Source organism: Priestia koreensis, assembly GCF_022646885.1.
Taxonomy (GTDB): Bacteria; Bacillota; Bacilli; order Bacillales; family Bacillaceae_H; genus Bacillus_AG; species Bacillus_AG koreensis_A.
Map to the genome: position 1 here is coordinate 1,763,744 of NZ_CP061868.1, position 15,590 is coordinate 1,779,333.

Here is a 15,590-nt window from a genome sequence, read left to right on the forward strand (position 1 = left end):
TATTATCTTCTTCTATTCTCATTTTATTCCATTTTACTTTTGAACTTTAGAATCGGCATATAACAAGTTTAACAAGTTGTACAGTAGGAAAAAGTGATACTATGCAGGAATAAAATGGAGAGAATAAATGTAAATTGCATACATAGAAAAGGAGACGAGAAAATGGAATATCGGGTTGAACGAGATACGTTAGGTGAAATAAATGTACCAAAGGAAAAATTGTGGGGAGCACAGACACAGCGGAGCAAAGAAAATTTTCCAATCGGCCATGAAACGATGCCGCTTGAAGTAATTCAAGCCTTTGCGCTTTTGAAAAAAGGCGCTGCGATTAGCAATCAAAAGCTTCATAAGTTGTCCAATGAAAAAGCAGAAGCGATTACAGAGGCAGCAGACGAAGTATTAGAAGGAAAATGGAACGAACACTTCCCGCTTGTTGTTTGGCAAACGGGTAGTGGGACACAGTCAAATATGAATATGAATGAGGTGCTTGCTAATCGAGGGAATCAGCTTCTAGAGGAAAAGGGGAGCAGTGAACGACTTCATCCAAATGATGATGTCAACATGTCTCAAAGTTCAAATGATACGTTTCCGACTGCTCTTCATGTAGCAGGTGTTCTCGCGATTGAGAACAAACTTCTTCCGTCGATACAAGTCCTGTCAAAAACATTTGAAGAAAAGATGGATGCGTTTCACGACATTATTAAAATAGGACGTACGCACCTGCAGGATGCGACGCCTTTAACACTCGGACAGGAAGTAAGCGGCTGGCATCATATGCTGATCAAAAGCGAGAACATGATTCAAGAGAGCGTTCAGTATATGAAGGAACTAGCGATTGGCGGAACAGCCGTCGGCACAGGAATCAACGCTCATCCTCAGTTTGGTGACTTTGTTGCGGAATCGATTAGTGGGTTTACGAACAAGCCATTTACATCTGCTAGTAATAAATTTCACGCGCTCACGAGTCATGACCAAGTTGTGTACGCACATGGAGCGCTAAAAGCATTAGCTGCAGACCTCATGAAAATAGCGAACGACGTCAGATGGCTGGCGAGCGGCCCGAGAAGTGGAATTGGAGAAATTACGATTCCGGCCAATGAGCCAGGAAGTAGTATTATGCCTGGTAAGGTAAATCCAACCCAAAGTGAAGCCCTCACTATGGTAGCAGCGCAGGTTTTAGGAAATGATGTGACGATCGGGGTGGCGGCAAGCCAAGGAAACTTTGAATTGAATGTGTTTAAGCCCGTCATTATTTATAACTTCTTACAGTCCGTTCAATTATTAAGCGATGCGATGCGCTCGTTTAATGACAAATGTGCGGTTGGAATTCAGCCGAATTATGATACGATCGAGCATAATTTAAAAAACTCCCTCATGCTCGTAACGGCTCTTAATTCGCATATTGGCTATGAAAATGCGGCTAAAATCGCCAAGTTGGCGCATCAAGAAGGAACAACGTTAAAAGAGGCAACGTTAAAGCTTGGGCTTCTTTCAGAAGAAGAGTTTGACACGTATGTCGATCCACGAAAGATGATTTCGCCACAAGAATAAAAGAGAAAAATAAAAAAACGCAGAGCTTTCTGCGTTTTTCTTATGCTCTGGCATTCAGTTTTGTTCGTCGTATTAGTTGGTTAATGACTTCTGAGAACACAATTCCAATCGCGATGGAACCGGAAATCATAAATGCTTTGGCAGCTAATCCGATTGCCATATTGTAATCGTTTTGTACGAAGTTTCGCATGGCATCATACGCCAATCCTCCAGGTACGAGAGGGATAATTCCTGCAACAGTAAAAATGATAATCGGTGTTTTGTAGTATTTGGCAAAAAGCTGACTAATAACGGCGATAAAGAATGAAGCAGTAACAGTGCTAATCACTGGGTCCATACCGTATGACGTCATGGAAAAATAAACAACCCAGCCAATCATCCCAACGAAACCACACTTGATAAGTGACTCTTTAGGAACATTAAATAAAATAACAAACGCGGCTGAAGCAATAAAACTCGTAATGAGTTGTTCGACTATGCTCATGCGATTCCTCCTCTCACATCTTTAAAAAACGGTAAAAATAGCTGCAATACCTGCACCGATAGCAAATGCCGTTAAAAAAGCTTCTGCTCCTTTAGATAGGCCTGATATTAAGTGTCCAGCCATTAAATCACGTACAGCATTTGTAATTAAAAGCCCAGGTACTAATGGCATGACAGAAGAAATAATGATTTTATCCAACTGACTTCCGATTCCCACATAGACAAATAAAAACGAAATGACGCCGAGTATAAGGGATGCTGCAAACTCGGAGATAAATTTAATCGGAATTAAACGCTGTAGTGATACAGAAGTAATAAATCCGCAGCCGCCTGCAATCATGGCAGGAACAAAATCAATCCAAGAGCCTTCAAACATAATTAAAAAACAGCCGCTCGAAATAGCTGCAGCAAGTATTTGAAGAACAAAAGGAAAAGGCATCGTAGAAGATTGAATTTCTTCGAGGGCCTCGTAAGCATCTTCAAGTTCAATTTCACCACGGCTAATTCGTCTTGAAATACTATTGACCAGCGTCACCTTTTTTAAATCGGTTGTGCGCTCTGAGATTCGAATGAGTTTTGTTTTCGTTGGTTCCTTCGTTTCAATGGAGAACATGATGCCAGTAGGCGTCACATAGCTATGCGATTTCGGAATTCCGAATGAAGCAGCGATACGCTCCATTGTATCTTCTACGCGATATGTTTCGGCGCCACTTTCTAGCATAATCTTACCTGCTAAAAGGCTCACATCCATGATGTCGTATCTGTTTAATTTTTCTTGCATCGCATTCGCTCCAAACGTCTAAAACTATGTTTCATCTTCCAGCATTCAGTGTATAAAAAAACAGGTGGTAGATGCAATAGAAAATTTATTATGTAAGCGCTGTAAAAGTGATTTTTTTAAAATGCCATTATTGTGACATCTTCAATACTAACATACCCTTCGTGTAATTCTTCATAACATCGTTTTAATTTTGATACAATAAGGGTATATGAAAAGCAATGTCCAACGATTAGGAGGAGTGCAAATGATCATTGTATACATAAGTATTGCCGTCATCGTTTTTGCAATTATTTACTTAGGTATCGTGGCGGTCAAATCATTAAAAGAACTGAAGCCAACTTTAAATCATTTAAATGAAACGTCTGCTCGCATGCAGGCGAAGGTGGACGCCATCAAAAATGAAACGAATCAGCTAAGCGTGACGACATCAAAAATTCAACAAGATGTGGCGTATAAGAAAGAAACGTTTCAAGGCATTATCACGTCTTCAAAAGAGACGCCGAAGCTCATGAAGAAAATTTGGACCAATGGAAAGCCAGCTCCTCAAGGAGAGCCTTTCTATCATCAAATTGACCGTGTTGTGGATAAGGTGCTACAAATTGGAAAGCGTCGAAAAGCGAAAATGAGATAGACGGATGACACATCTCTCGTCCTTTCCTTGCACAAGGGATATACTTCCCTTATTGTGATCCTAACCCGATACCTACACATAGACGAAAGACCATACAATTCGTATGGTCTTTCGTTTTTCATGCTCCTTTATGCATTTGATTGTCCACTGCTTTTGCTGGACTAAATAAAAATCGCCAAACAGAATTGCTTGTAAATTTCTTTGCCTGCTTGAACAGCGGGTTTAAAATAACGAGTGCAAGAACATTCGCGCTTAGCCCCCAGAACCCTTCATAAATACCAAGCGAATGGCCAGTTGAATACACCGTGAATGTCGTCGCTACTCCGACAATCAATCCGATAATTGTCGCTTCTCTCGTTTGTTTCTTCCAAAACAAGCTGATGACAATGGCAGGGAAGATCTGGACCATTCCGGAAACGCCTAATAACTGTAGCGTAACGAGCGCCGTCGGGAAAAGAAGTCCAAATAATAGTGCAAGGCCGATTACGACAAATACCATTGAACGCGTAATCATTGTTAAACGTTTTCCCTGAACGGAAGGATTAATTAGATCACGATAAATATTATTAGCAAATAGGTTGGATGCTCCGACTGCCATAATGGAACACGGAATAAGGGAAGCGAGTGCGATCGTTGCGAACGCTAAACCTTGCATCACGCCGCCATAAGACGTTTGAATAAGCGTTAAAAGAGCAAAACGTGGGTCGGTTCCCTTTGGTAGCACCAAGAAGGCGATAAACCCTAAAAAGATAACTAAAATTAAGACGATGTTATAAAGAGGCAAAAAGATCGCGTTTTTTCTCAGCGTGTTCGCATTTTTCGCTGTGAAGACGCCTGTCGCTGCATGAGCCCACATAAATAGAGCAAGTGATGAAACAAGAGCGGCACTAATAAACCACGGAATCCCTTTTGGTCCATCTGTTGGGATCGTTAAAAGTTGCGGTGCTTTTGTACTTAGCGTGTCCATCATCGAACCCCAGCTACCAAAATGCATGATGGGAAGGGAGACAACCATAAATAGCATAATCACCCAAACTAAAATGTCTTTAATAATAGCCGTATAAGTCGGTCCTTTAATACCGCTAAAGAATGTATAGAGTGCAACAAGTAAGAAGGAGATGATAACAACGACTTGTACGTTTATGTAACCCGTTCCAGCTGCGCGCAGTGTATCTTGAATCCCGTTCAGTTGAAGGCAAATATATGGAATAAGCATTAAAACGCCTACAACCGCAATTAACGCTGAAAGCAATTTGCTGTCAAAACGTTCTCGTGCATAATCTGCGAGCGTAGTCAACTTAAAATTGTTTGCTACGTTCCAAAGCTTCGGTAAAAAGAAATACGAAATAGCAAAAGCCAAAACAGAGTACGGAATAGCGAAGAAAGCCAGACTGCCACCTGTATACGCGGTGCTTGTTAGTCCTAAAAAGGTGTACGCTGTATACAAATCAGCCCCAACTAAGAGCCAAACGAGAAGCCCTCCAAAACGTCTTCCGCCGACCGACCACTCTTCAACAGAACTCCGAGACGCTTTGTCCCGTCCTGCCAAAAAGCCAATGGCGATGACAACTAATATAATTCCTGATGTGATCAGCAGTGCTGTTAAATTTCCCTTCATGATTCAAACCTTCCTTCCTTTTGATGAATTTTATAAATTCCCCATGTACAAACGGGTGTAAGAATGATCCAAGCAAATAGCCAAAAGTGAAGAAGCGGAAGGCCGAGGATAATTGGATGAATTCGATTCATAATGGGTAGTAACCCTAGTTGCAGAGCAAAAGGTAGAATAAATAGTAAGAAAATTAAAACTTTTTTATTCATATACGTTCCTCCTGATGTGAAATAGAATAACTAGATTCATAATGTTTATTATCATAGCAACATTGTTCAACAAAAACAATACAAAATAACGAAAAAGTCTGATTAATTTAAATAGTTTGTAAATGTTAGCGTTTACAGCTTGCGTTGGGTCTATTGTCTTGTTCGATCCATATCATCGGGCCTGTTTTATTTGATTAGTTCGAATTTTCTTGAAATAAATCCTTTTATTGGATATCATTTACATATACTAGTTATGAACCACAACATGCGAATGCTTCTTTAAAACACTGCATTGTGACCACATATTTAATCTTCAAAATCGCAGAAATAGTCATTTTTCCTCCAGGTTATGCAACATATCTCAACAAAATAAGGTGTTGGTTCATATCTGGTTTTAATCGAAAGGGGATATGAGATGAAAAAGGTTGTCATTTTTTTGCTCATTTTGTGTATGGGAACAATGGTTGGTTGTTCGAGCAAATCATCTAGCTCAGGCGGAAAAAAAGAGATTACGGTTATGATGTTTGAAGGTGGATTTGGATCTGATTGGGTAAAGAAAAGCGCGGATGAATATATGAAGCTACATAAAGACGTAAAAATTAAGATTGACGCAAGCCCAGATATTCACCAGCAGCTACAGCCAAAGTTTTTATCTGGAGATGTACCAGATTTGTTCAATCCAGGACCATCCTTTGATATTCAAGGGCTTATTGCAAGTGGCGAAGTGCTGTCTTTGAATAAGGCTTTAGAGAGCAAGGCCTATAACAAAAAAGAAAAATGGTTGGATACGTTTAATCAAAATCAATTTCAAGTAAAGATGGACAACAACTATTATGGCATTCCGTCTGTTTTCTCACCTGGTTATGTATGGTGGTATGATCAAAAGCTGTTTGATGATAACGGCTGGGAGCTTCCTAAGACGTGGGAAGATTTGTACAAACTAAGCGCTGAGGCAAAAAAGAAAAACATTTCTGTCTTCTCCCTTCAAGGCAAATCAGCGGGCTACTATTTCTACGGCATCTATCTACCTTTAGTGGAGCGAATTGGAGGGATAAAAGCCATAGAAGATGCGTTTAACTTGGAAAAGGGCGCATGGGCGTCAGAACCATTTCTAAAGGCAGCCGAGGAAAGTGTCAAAATGATGAAAGAAGGGCTTATATTAGATGGCTCGATGGCCCTTTCGCATACGGAGGCACAAACGTTATTCTTTCAGCGAAAAGCGCTTTTTGCTATGGCAGGAACGTGGCTTGAAGGGGAAATGAAAGATGTGATTCCAGATGACTTTAAGCTTCGTGCGATTAATCATCCGGTCTGGGCAGATGGTCCTGCAGATGAGCAGGGATACGCTCCAATTTCAACCGGATGGGGTGGAGCATGGTACATTCCAAAGAAAGCGAAAAATCAACGTGAAGCCATTCAGTTCTTAAAATATCTTTCTAGTAAAGATCAAGTAAATGAAATGGTTAAATCAAGAGGGCTAGCAAGTGTTGTAAAGGGAACGGAAGAAGCGATTCAATCTGAATCTCTGAAAAGTGCATTGGCAATTACCGAGAAAAATAAAAGCTATGCACCGACAGCAATCAATGATTCATATCCTGAGTTCGCAAAAAATATTACAAATGCCTACCAGAGCTTATTGTTAGGCGAAATGAGTCCGAAAAAGTTCATCGAGTATATGGAAAAGAAAGCAGAAGAAGTGAAAAAGGATGATTCAATCCGTAAGCTAAAATACGATTTTTAATGAAGAAGGGCTCTTTGGAAACAAAGGGCCTTTGTTTTAGAAAGGGGATTGTTATGGCGAGAAAGCGAGAACGAATGATGGTTATTGTCTTTTTGATTCCAGCGCTCGTTTTGTACGGTCTGTTTGTTTTGTATCCCGTTTTGAATGCGTTTGTAACGAGCTTATACAACTGGCGGGGAATAGGGGAAAAAACGTTCATTGGCCTACAAAACTATCAAAAAATGATGCATGATGAAAACTTTATTAATGCAATTTGGAATACGGGTAAATATGTACTTCTTCAGCTTCCATTAATGTTAATCGTAGCCGTGGTGCTTGCGATGCTAATGGCGTATTCCATAAAGCGTACAAAGTGGGTGGCGTTTTATCGCTCCGTATTGTTTTTTCCATACATTTTACCATCCGTTGCAATCGCAATGCTCTGGTCGGCGGCTTTTAACCCAATAAGCGGATTGTTAAACTTACTGCTAGAGGCGATAGGGTTAGGTGCTCTAAAAGCGGAATGGTTAGGACAGGCGAGCACAGCATTCGGGTCTATTGTATGGGTGAACATTTGGCATACGGTCGGATTTTATACCATTCTCTTATTTGTCGGGGTATTAAATATTTCACAAGAGGTCATTGAAGCGGCTGAAGTGGACGGAGCAAATCGCTTTCAGACAAGCGTGTTTGTCATTTTGCCGATGCTAAAGGACGTGTTAATGGTCGCGGTAATCTTTATTTTAATTAACACGCTTAAAATCTTTGAAATGCCGCAGCTCTTAACGGCAGGTGGACCGAATCGCTCGACTGAACCGCTGTCCTTTTATATGTTTCAGCAGGCCTTCTCAAACTACAACTTTGGTTATGCATCTGCTCTTGGCGTTGTATTCTTTATTCTGATTTTAGCGGCCACCGTTGTGCTCATGCGACTTTCGAAAGGAGAGAGAGGATGAAACGATCAAAAACGATGCACGTTGTCATGATACTTGTCACGCTGCTTATTGCTATTCCTCTTTTATGTGTCTTTCTCAATTCCTTTAAAACATCCAAGCAAATTCTCACCGACCCGTGGAGCCTACCGGAGTCCATTACACTAAAAAATTACTTGAACGCATGGGGAGAAGGAGGGCTTGGCGTTGGGTTTATAAACAGCGCGTGGATTACGCTTTTAACGGTTTTTTTAATCGTGCTCATTTCTTCTATGGCTGCGTATGTACTCGCTAAAAAAATGTTTCGATTGAAGCGCGTCATTTACCTGCTCTTTTTAATGGGGCTGATGCTGCCGACCTTTTTAGCAATGACACCTTTATTTCTTTTGTTAAATGACATGAATTTGCTCAATACATATGCAGGATTAATTATGGTGTACGTGGCGTTTTCACTGCCGTTTACCATTTTTATGCTAACGGCCTTTTTCAGACAAATCCCTTCTAGTCTAGAGGAAGCAGCAATCATTGATGGCTGTGGGCCGTTTATGGTATTTTGGCGCATTGTGATTCCACTTGCTAAGCCTGGGCTTATTTCTGCAGCTATTTTTAACTTCGTCGGCATATGGAATGAATACGTGCTAGCGCTCATCCTTATTAGCGACGACGAATCCAAAACGCTCCCCCTAAAGATGGCGAACCTTATGATGGTTCAGCAATATCGAACAGACTATGGGTCGCTCTACGCAGGAATTATTTTGTCCATTATTCCAGTCATGATGTTTTATTTGTTCTTTCAGCGCCAATTAATTGAAGGATCTGTGGCAGGGGGGATTAAGGAGTAAAGAAGAAATCGGTTAATTGGAGAGATGACCAATCCCATTTTTTATTTTGATCGAATAGGTAGGAAACAAACAAGGTGTCAAAAGTATTTGACACCTTGTTTGTTTTGTCTTAAAATGGGGGTGTAAAACATATTTTACATTATTTTGAATGCAAGGGTGCGGTTCTTATGCAAAACCGAATAAAAGAATACCGGGAAAAGAAAGGGATTTCACAAGGTCAGTTAGCTGATTTATGTAGCGTAAGTAGACAAACGATCAACGCGATAGAAAATAATAAATATGATCCAAGTTTGCAATTGGCTTTTGACTTAGCAGAAAGCTTAGGCGTGAAAGTAGATACTTTGTTTTTAAATGAGGAGAGATGAAAGTTGAGTACGCGAAAAATCAGTGCAATGATTATCGGAATCGCTACTTTAGTAGTGATCTGCTATGCCATTTTTAAATTTTTGACAGGAAAAGAAGTTGGTTTTAATGAAGTCGTAACAATCGGAGCGCTGTTAATGATTTTTTTACCCACTATTACGTGGGGCAGTAAGGAAGAAAAAGATGGCATCTTACAAGAAGAAGAGCTGGGACAAAGAATTACGGAAAAAAGCTCGAAAATTAGTTACTATATTCTTCTATGCTTTATTTTGGTTGCTGTGGCGGCAGATAAAATGATTAATGGTACAATCAATGTCTTTCTATTGGCGATATTAGGTTTGGCGATGCTGACTTTACCACTGGTTGAGTTTTTGGTAGCGAAAAAGTATCAGTAGTACATACAACTAGAATCTATCTCACAAACATTATAAACGGCTATTTTATCGTAAAAAAGGGTAGGCGTCATCATCGACGCCTACCTCTTTATTTCGCTGCGAGCTGATCTGCAAATTCTTTTGCGTATTCAGGTAAATCAGGCGGACGACGGCTTGAGATGATGTGTCCATCGGTAATGACTGGAACGTCGTGCCAAATAGCGCCAGCGTTTTCCATGTCATCTTTAATACCGGGTGTGCTTGTAACGTTCACGCCGTTTAAAATACGAGCGGAAATGAGTACCCAGCCAGCGTGGCAAATTTGGCCAATTGGCTTTTTGTGCTCATCCATATGTTTGACCATGTTCAATACGGACTCGTAGCGTCTTAGTTTATCGGGAGACCATCCTCCTGGAACTAGAATCGCGTCATAGTCAGCGGGGTTAATTTCATCGAATGAACGATCAGATGTGATCGGTACGCCGTATTTCCCTTTGTATACGGTGTTCGCTTTTTCTCCAACGATATGAACAGTTGCACCTTCCTCACGCATGCGTAAAACAGGATACCATAGTTCAAGATCTTCAAATTCGTCGCTTACTAGCTGAATAATTTTTTTTGATTGTAATCGCATATGTACACCTCCAACGACAGTATATCATTAGAGAGGGAAGAAAGAAAAAGGCGAGGCTTTTTTATTGTAGTATTCAAGCAAGTATGGTTTAATTATTAAATCGTAATTATTACGATTTAATAAAGGAGGAATAGTAACATGGCCAAAAAATCCAAGGTTATCAAACAACAAAAACGAGAAGAGCTCGTGTTAAAATATGCGGAAATTCGCAAAGAATTAAAAGCGAAAGGAGATTATGAGGCGCTTCGTCAGCTACCTCGTGATTCATCGCCAACGCGTTCGAATAGCCGCTGTAAGATAACTGGAAGACCTCGAGGGTATATGCGTAAATTTGATCTATCGCGAATTGCCTTTCGCGAATTAGCACATAAAGGTCAGCTACCTGGAGTGAAAAAAGCAAGCTGGTAAAATAAAAAGCGCTCATCGCGAGCGCTTTTTTTATTTCATATCCTGTAACATGTTGTGACGCTGTTCAGGTGTAACAACTGAACAACCGGACTGACATGATTTATTTAACTCGCACGCGGCGCATTTCCCTTGACGACTGCGCTTGACAAAACGAACGATCATAAAAGTCGCATATGCAAAGATCACAATTCCTAATAGAATACTAGCAAGCATGTTTTATCCTCCTAACCCTACCAAACGTCCGATTTGGTAGACAGCAAGTGATAAGATGTACGCAACAATTAGTGCGTACACAATTGAGAAGGCTGTCCATTTTTTAGAGCCTGTCTCTTTTTGAATAACCGCTACCGTCGCTAAGCACGGTGTATACAGCAGGATGAATACTAAGAAGCTGTATGCAGAAAGTGGTGTGAAAAAGTGTGGAAGCAGCGTTTGTAGCGATTGCCCATCTGGAACAAAATAAAGAATGTTCATTGTTGAAACAACGACTTCTTTTGCTAAGAAGCCTGTAATAAGAGCAGATGCTGCCTGCCACGTCCCGAATCCTAGCGGTGAGAAAATCGGAGCGAATACGCCCGACACAATCGCCATAAAGCTTTCATCAATTGGAACGTTTGCTCCGTGTGGCCCTAAGTAAGAAAGAAGCCAAATGAAGACACTTCCACCGAAAATAAACGTCCCTGCTTTGCGAACGAAGCCTTTTCCCTTGTCCCACGTACTGCGAAGCAGCTGTTTCCACTGTGGGATATTGTAAGGGGGCATCTCCATCACGAAATAAGAGCCTTCGTTTTTTAATACCCATGAAAATAGCTTTGCTAAAATAATGGCTACTACAATTCCTAGTACATACAAGGATAGCACAATCGCTGCCTGGTGGTCTTTAAAAAAAGCAGCCACAAACAAGCTGTAGACAGATAGCCTTGCCGAACATGACATTAAAGGGGTAAGTAAAATCGTAATAAGCCGTTCTTTCGGCTGCTCAACCGTTCTTGCCGCCATAATGCCTGGAACATTACAGCCGAAGCCGATGATTAAGGGAATAAACGCTTTTCCGTTTAATCCAATGGATTCCATTAAGCGATCCATTACAAGTGCGACACGTGCCATGTATCCTGAATCTTCAATGAGCGAAATAAAGAAAAACAAAATAAAGATTTGTGGTACAAACACAAGCACGCCGCCAACACCGGCAATGATTCCTTGCGTGACGACCGCTCGAATAAAGTCCGTTGCGTTTATTGCGTTTAACAACGAGTCAGCCCAATTGGATAGAGGACCGGCGAAAAAAGCATCGAGCTGATCAGAAATAGGCGTGCCTAACCAGTCAAACGTGAGCTTGAAAATTAAAAATAAAACGAGTAAGAAAAAAGGAATGCCTAGCACCTTATGAGTTGCGACACGGTCAATATATTCTGTTAAGGGCAATACCTTTTTTTCTACTGGCTTCAACGTTGCTTCCTGTAAGAGCTGCTCAATAAACTGCTGACGATTGTGATGAATAAGGTCAGCAAGGGACGTTCCTTGCTCTGCTACCTGATCAAAAGCTGATTTTCGGATGGAAGTAAGTTCTGGATAGCGTGATTCAATATAAAGCTCGACAGATTCATTATTAGAAAAGTATTGTAGAGATAGCCAGCGTGAGAAAGAACTTGGCTGATCAATCATAATTTCTTGTGCACGTTCAATATGTTCTTCAATTAGCTGATCATACGGCAACAAAAAGCGATGAGCCTTCGGTGTGTAAGAAGCAAGATACTGGTTGATTTCTTCACAGCCTACACCTTTTCGTGCGACCGCCGTAAATATTTTTGTCTGAAGACGCGTTTCCAATACATCCGTATTCAGTTCAACACCTTGTCTTTTTGCAAGATCGACCATATTTAACACCATGATGAGCGGCTTACCAAACTCTAATAGTTCAATAGTTAAATGGAGATTACGCTCTAAATGTGATGCATTGACAATATTTAAAATATACGAAAACGATTCTTCTAAAAGAAAGTTTGTTGCGACTTCTTCATCTTTCGTTAATGGATTCAGTGAATAGATGCCTGGTAAGTCAACAAGCGGTTGCCCGGTTGACTTTAGCGTTCCGACCTTTTTTTCAATCGTTACGCCGCTCCAGTTGCCTACGTATTCATATGACCCTGTAAGTTGATTGAACAATGACGTTTTTCCCGTATTAGGGTTTCCGAATAAGGCTGCCTGCATTAAGCTAACTCTCCTTCAATGTAACCGGTATCTTTTCTGCGTAGTCCAATAAGCTGACCGGAAGCTTCAATCATACACGGCCCGCCAAACGGACAGTAGCGGCGAACGCATACGCATTGACCTTCAGAAATGCCCATATCTTTTAAACGTCGCTTTGTTACCGGATGTAAATTTGATAAACGTTGAATTTTAAAGCTTACATTTGGTTTAATTTCGCTAAGTTTCATCATTTATGTAAGTCACCCTTCGACATTGATAATCATTATCATTGAATCTATCCTAACGTAGAAAAGACATTTTGTAAACTGCCTTTTTCAGGGGTGAGCACATTTATGTTATAGGCACAGATCGTTCAATAGAAACGTAGGGACGTTTTTGTTGCCAATGAACATGTACTGGCTGATCAAAGAATGAGCTGAGCGTGCTAGAAGTAAGCAATTGTTTAGTTTCCCCGTGATTGTACAGTTGCCCGCTTTTTAAAAGCAGGGCATGTTTAAAGCAGGGAAGAATTTCCTCTGTATGATGGGTCACATAGAGCAATGTCGGACCACTGGGTAGATCACAAAGACCCTCAATAAGTGAGAGAAGCTGTTCGCGTGCAAATAAATCGAGACCTGTACAAGGCTCATCAAGGATAAGTAGATCAGGGTTTGACATGAGTGCACGTGCGATAAGTATCTTTTGTTTTTCACCTTGAGAGCAGGCGCTGTAAGGACGGTTCGCAAGATGCAGGCAGTCTACACGTTCAAGAAGAGCAATAGACGAATCGATATCTTCCTGTGTGATGTCTTCGTATAATCCGATGGATGCATACTTTCCGCTTATCACAATTTCTTGGGCGAGTTCTGTAGGGTGAATTCTCTCTTGAAAAGAGGAGCTGACCCAACCGATCGATTTTCGCAGTTCAGGAAGATTAGTTGATCCGAACGGATGTCCTAACACACGAACTTTTCCTCTAGATGGCCAAATGTAACCGTTAATCATATTTAACAGCGTGGTTTTACCTGATCCATTTAATCCAAGGAGAGCACAGTGCTCGTTTTCCATGATTGTAAAAGAGAGGTCTTGAAGAATAAGGTGAGTTCCTCTTTGGTATGTAACGTGTTCTAGTTCAATAATCGGTTTCAAATCAATCACTCCTAAGATCTGAATAATTTTTATTATCAGTCTATTATACAAGTAAGTGGGGGAGACATCAAAAAAGGAAGGTACCTTATGGCACCTTCCTTTTAGTTATTTAGTGTTTTGAAGAGCATCATAGCCCTCTTCACCTGTGCGAATTTTGATCGCATTTGTTAATTCATATATAAAAATTTTCCCATCCCCAGGTTTGCCTGTATTGCATACTTTCCGAACCGTATCAACAACATCTTGAACGGGTACTTTACAAACAACGGTTTCCACTTTAATTCGTTCATACATCGTATTTTGTCGTTTTACACCGCGATATACTTCAGGAAGACCTTGCTGCAAGCCGCATCCAAGAACGTTTGAAACGGTAATTCCGCTTACACCAATCTTTGCTAGCTCACTCTTTAACTCTTCAAATTTACTAGGACGAGTGATAATCTCAATTTTCGTTAACACATCAGCCATTTAAATCACCCCTTTTACATACTTGCATCATGGTATGCTCTTTCCCCGTGTAATGTAATATCTAATCCTAATGATTCTTCTTCATCTGTAGCGCGAATGTTTGTAATAAAGCTGACCACTTTAATAATGATAAACGTGACGACTCCAACGAAGATGTACGTCGCAACAATGGCAACTAGTTGTTTTAGAAGGAGACTTGGATCACCATAGAACAATCCGTCTGCGCCACCTGAGTTAACCGATGTGGTGGCGAATAAACCAGTGGCAATTCCGCCCCATGTTCCGCCAATACCATGTAAACCAAAAGCGTCAAGGGCATCGTCATAGCCAAGCTTAATTTTTAACCAGAATACGCCCCAGTAGCAAATAGCGCCGCCAATTAAACCGATTAGGAGAGAAGCAAAAGGTGTAACGAATCCACATGCAGGTGTAATTGCAACTAGACCAGCAATTGCACCAGATACAGCTCCTAAAAGCGTTGGTTTTTTCGTAATGAGCCATTCCACACCAAGCCAGCCAATAATCCCAGTTGCTGCTGCAGAACTTGTGTTAATGAATACGGTCATTGCTACATCATTTAGTGTTAACGTACTTCCTACGTTAAAGCCGAACCAACCGAACCAAATGAGCATCCCACCTAAAAGTGTAAGAGGAAGGTTATGCGGAGCTGCTGCAGCCGTATTTTTTCTTGTGCCAAGTACGATTGCTAAAACAAGACCAGCCACACCGGATGAAATATGAACGACGTTGCCGCCAGCGAAATCTAACGTGCCAAGTTCACGTAACCATCCTCCGACACCCCATACCCAGTGAGCAACAGGTGCGTACACAAGTAGTGACCATAAGATGGTAAAAAGAATAAAAGCGCCAAATTTCATACGTTCTGCAAAAGCTCCCGAAATGAGGGCTGTTGTTAGTACAGCGAAGGTTAATTGAAACATCATATACAAGTTATGCGGAATGGTTTCACTATAATCACCGTTTGGCTTAAAGCCTACATCTTTTAAGCCGACCCAATCAAAACCGCCAATAAAGGCGTTTCCGCTTGGATTAAACGCGAGTGAATATCCAACTAACACCCATAGTACAGAGACAACAGCGATCGATCCCATGCTGTACATGGCTGTACTAAGGACGTTTTTGCTGCGTACCATACCTCCATAAAATAGTGCGACTCCTGGAGTCATAAGCCAAACAATTAATGTAGCGAAAAACATAAATACTGAATCACCCATATGCATCA

Annotated in this window: 19 protein-coding genes; 8 read left to right on the forward strand and 11 right to left on the reverse strand. The window is 40.9% G+C overall.

Annotation, left to right across the window (positions count from 1 at the left end; genetic code table 11):
- Window positions 1-162 precede the first annotated feature (162 nt).
- Window positions 163-1,551, forward strand: coding sequence for a class II fumarate hydratase (fumC, locus tag IE339_RS08820; RefSeq protein WP_242175456.1), 1,389 nt, complete (start codon window positions 163-165; stop codon window positions 1,549-1,551).
- Window positions 1,552-1,591: 40 nt separating this feature from the next.
- Here fumC and IE339_RS08825 read toward each other — a convergent pair whose 3' ends face one another.
- Both IE339_RS08825 and IE339_RS08830 read right to left on the reverse strand, forming a co-directional pair.
- Window positions 1,592-2,035 (reverse strand): threonine/serine exporter family protein, encoded by a 444-nt coding sequence (locus tag IE339_RS08825; protein WP_053402686.1) that lies wholly within the window; start codon window positions 2,033-2,035, stop codon window positions 1,592-1,594.
- A gap of 21 nt (window positions 2,036-2,056) precedes the next feature.
- Window positions 2,057-2,815, reverse strand: coding sequence for a threonine/serine exporter family protein (locus IE339_RS08830; RefSeq protein WP_242175457.1), 759 nt, complete (start codon window positions 2,813-2,815; stop codon window positions 2,057-2,059).
- A 244-nt stretch (window positions 2,816-3,059) separates the two neighbouring features.
- Here IE339_RS08830 and IE339_RS08835 point away from each other — a divergent pair, with 244 nt between their 5' ends.
- Window positions 3,060-3,446: a DUF948 domain-containing protein gene (locus IE339_RS08835; RefSeq protein ID WP_242175458.1), complete on the forward strand. Its 387-nt coding sequence runs from the start codon at window positions 3,060-3,062 to the stop codon at window positions 3,444-3,446.
- A gap of 118 nt (window positions 3,447-3,564) precedes the next feature.
- Here the strand turns inward: IE339_RS08835 and IE339_RS08840 are convergent, their stop codons facing one another.
- Both IE339_RS08840 and IE339_RS08845 read right to left on the reverse strand, forming a co-directional pair.
- Window positions 3,565-5,064: a sodium:solute symporter family protein gene (locus IE339_RS08840; RefSeq protein ID WP_242175459.1), complete on the reverse strand. Its 1,500-nt coding sequence runs from the start codon at window positions 5,062-5,064 to the stop codon at window positions 3,565-3,567.
- Window positions 5,061-5,267 (reverse strand): DUF3311 domain-containing protein, encoded by a 207-nt coding sequence (locus tag IE339_RS08845; protein WP_242175461.1) that lies wholly within the window; start codon window positions 5,265-5,267, stop codon window positions 5,061-5,063. Before IE339_RS08845 ends, IE339_RS08840 begins: the two co-directional genes overlap by 4 nt.
- Window positions 5,268-5,682: 415 nt before the next feature.
- On the opposite strand from IE339_RS08845, the gene IE339_RS08850 reads away from it, so the two are divergent.
- From IE339_RS08850 to IE339_RS08870, 5 genes are all read left to right on the forward strand, one after another.
- The gene (locus IE339_RS08850; RefSeq protein ID WP_242175462.1) at window positions 5,683-7,008 is read left to right on the forward strand and encodes an extracellular solute-binding protein; all 1,326 of its coding nucleotides are present in this window, start codon (window positions 5,683-5,685) and stop codon (window positions 7,006-7,008) included.
- A 53-nt stretch (window positions 7,009-7,061) separates the two neighbouring features.
- Entirely contained in the window at window positions 7,062-7,943 is an 882-nt protein-coding gene (locus IE339_RS08855) for a carbohydrate ABC transporter permease (protein WP_242175463.1), read from the forward strand.
- Complete coding sequence (locus tag IE339_RS08860) at window positions 7,940-8,761, forward strand: carbohydrate ABC transporter permease (protein WP_242175464.1); 822 nt, start codon at window positions 7,940-7,942, stop codon at window positions 8,759-8,761. Before IE339_RS08855 ends, IE339_RS08860 begins: the two co-directional genes overlap by 4 nt.
- Window positions 8,762-8,928: 167 nt before the next feature.
- Window positions 8,929-9,126 carry a helix-turn-helix transcriptional regulator gene (locus IE339_RS08865; protein WP_242175465.1) on the forward strand — a complete coding sequence of 66 codons (198 nt, stop codon included), beginning with the start codon at window positions 8,929-8,931 and terminating at the stop codon, window positions 9,124-9,126.
- A gap of 3 nt (window positions 9,127-9,129) precedes the next feature.
- Window positions 9,130-9,519 (forward strand): hypothetical protein, encoded by a 390-nt coding sequence (locus IE339_RS08870; protein ID WP_242175466.1) that lies wholly within the window; start codon window positions 9,130-9,132, stop codon window positions 9,517-9,519.
- A gap of 88 nt (window positions 9,520-9,607) precedes the next feature.
- Here IE339_RS08870 and IE339_RS08875 read toward each other — a convergent pair whose 3' ends face one another.
- Entirely contained in the window at window positions 9,608-10,132 is a 525-nt protein-coding gene (locus IE339_RS08875) for a type 1 glutamine amidotransferase domain-containing protein (protein ID WP_242175467.1), read from the reverse strand.
- Window positions 10,133-10,270: 138 nt separating this feature from the next.
- Here IE339_RS08875 and rpsN point away from each other — a divergent pair, with 138 nt between their 5' ends.
- The gene (gene rpsN, locus IE339_RS08880) at window positions 10,271-10,540 is read left to right on the forward strand and encodes a 30S ribosomal protein S14 (protein WP_242175468.1); all 270 of its coding nucleotides are present in this window, start codon (window positions 10,271-10,273) and stop codon (window positions 10,538-10,540) included.
- A 30-nt stretch (window positions 10,541-10,570) separates the two neighbouring features.
- Here rpsN and IE339_RS08885 read toward each other — a convergent pair whose 3' ends face one another.
- From IE339_RS08885 to IE339_RS08910, 6 genes are all read right to left on the reverse strand, one after another.
- The gene (locus IE339_RS08885; protein ID WP_053402674.1) at window positions 10,571-10,753 is read right to left on the reverse strand and encodes a FeoB-associated Cys-rich membrane protein; all 183 of its coding nucleotides are present in this window, start codon (window positions 10,751-10,753) and stop codon (window positions 10,571-10,573) included.
- Between the two features lie 3 nt (window positions 10,754-10,756).
- Window positions 10,757-12,751 (reverse strand): ferrous iron transport protein B, encoded by a 1,995-nt coding sequence (gene feoB / locus IE339_RS08890; RefSeq protein ID WP_242175470.1) that lies wholly within the window; start codon window positions 12,749-12,751, stop codon window positions 10,757-10,759.
- Entirely contained in the window at window positions 12,751-12,981 is a 231-nt protein-coding gene (locus tag IE339_RS08895) for a FeoA family protein (RefSeq protein ID WP_242175471.1), read from the reverse strand. Before IE339_RS08895 ends, feoB begins: the two co-directional genes overlap by 1 nt.
- A 100-nt stretch (window positions 12,982-13,081) precedes the next feature.
- The gene (locus tag IE339_RS08900; protein ID WP_242175472.1) at window positions 13,082-13,879 is read right to left on the reverse strand and encodes an ABC transporter ATP-binding protein; all 798 of its coding nucleotides are present in this window, start codon (window positions 13,877-13,879) and stop codon (window positions 13,082-13,084) included.
- 105 nt (window positions 13,880-13,984) lie between these two features.
- Window positions 13,985-14,347 carry a P-II family nitrogen regulator gene (locus IE339_RS08905; protein ID WP_053402671.1) on the reverse strand — a complete coding sequence of 121 codons (363 nt, stop codon included), beginning with the start codon at window positions 14,345-14,347 and terminating at the stop codon, window positions 13,985-13,987.
- Window positions 14,348-14,361: 14 nt separating this feature from the next.
- Window positions 14,362-15,588, reverse strand: a complete 1,227-nt coding sequence (locus IE339_RS08910) for an ammonium transporter (protein WP_242176150.1) — start codon at window positions 15,586-15,588, stop codon at window positions 14,362-14,364.
- Between the last annotated feature and the right edge of the window lie 2 nt (window positions 15,589-15,590).

What these genes read in the sequence shown, in the direction of transcription:
- IE339_RS08845 (WP_242175461.1), bottom strand. Translation starts at nt 5,267, where the DNA reads ATGAATAAAAAAGTTTTAATTTTCTTACTATTTATTCTACCTTTTGCT.
- IE339_RS08905 (WP_053402671.1), bottom strand. Translation starts at nt 14,347, where the DNA reads ATGGCTGATGTGTTAACGAAAATTGAGATTATCACTCGTCCTAGTAAA.
- IE339_RS08830 (WP_242175457.1), bottom strand. Translation starts at nt 2,815, where the DNA reads ATGCAAGAAAAATTAAACAGATACGACATCATGGATGTGAGCCTTTTA.
- feoB (WP_242175470.1), bottom strand. Translation starts at nt 12,751, where the DNA reads ATGCAGGCAGCCTTATTCGGAAACCCTAATACGGGAAAAACGTCATTG.
- IE339_RS08910 (WP_242176150.1), bottom strand. Translation starts at nt 15,588, where the DNA reads ATGCATATGGGTGATTCAGTATTTATGTTTTTCGCTACATTAATTGTT.
- IE339_RS08840 (WP_242175459.1), bottom strand. Translation starts at nt 5,064, where the DNA reads ATGAAGGGAAATTTAACAGCACTGCTGATCACATCAGGAATTATATTA.
- IE339_RS08850 (WP_242175462.1), top strand. Translation starts at nt 5,683, where the DNA reads ATGAAAAAGGTTGTCATTTTTTTGCTCATTTTGTGTATGGGAACAATG.
- IE339_RS08855 (WP_242175463.1), top strand. Translation starts at nt 7,062, where the DNA reads ATGGCGAGAAAGCGAGAACGAATGATGGTTATTGTCTTTTTGATTCCA.
- IE339_RS08860 (WP_242175464.1), top strand. Translation starts at nt 7,940, where the DNA reads ATGAAACGATCAAAAACGATGCACGTTGTCATGATACTTGTCACGCTG.
- IE339_RS08835 (WP_242175458.1), top strand. Translation starts at nt 3,060, where the DNA reads ATGATCATTGTATACATAAGTATTGCCGTCATCGTTTTTGCAATTATT.
- IE339_RS08885 (WP_053402674.1), bottom strand. Translation starts at nt 10,753, where the DNA reads ATGCTTGCTAGTATTCTATTAGGAATTGTGATCTTTGCATATGCGACT.
- fumC (WP_242175456.1), top strand. Translation starts at nt 163, where the DNA reads ATGGAATATCGGGTTGAACGAGATACGTTAGGTGAAATAAATGTACCA.
- IE339_RS08825 (WP_053402686.1), bottom strand. Translation starts at nt 2,035, where the DNA reads ATGAGCATAGTCGAACAACTCATTACGAGTTTTATTGCTTCAGCCGCG.
- IE339_RS08895 (WP_242175471.1), bottom strand. Translation starts at nt 12,981, where the DNA reads ATGATGAAACTTAGCGAAATTAAACCAAATGTAAGCTTTAAAATTCAA.
- IE339_RS08865 (WP_242175465.1), top strand. Translation starts at nt 8,929, where the DNA reads ATGCAAAACCGAATAAAAGAATACCGGGAAAAGAAAGGGATTTCACAA.
- rpsN (WP_242175468.1), top strand. Translation starts at nt 10,271, where the DNA reads ATGGCCAAAAAATCCAAGGTTATCAAACAACAAAAACGAGAAGAGCTC.
- IE339_RS08875 (WP_242175467.1), bottom strand. Translation starts at nt 10,132, where the DNA reads ATGCGATTACAATCAAAAAAAATTATTCAGCTAGTAAGCGACGAATTT.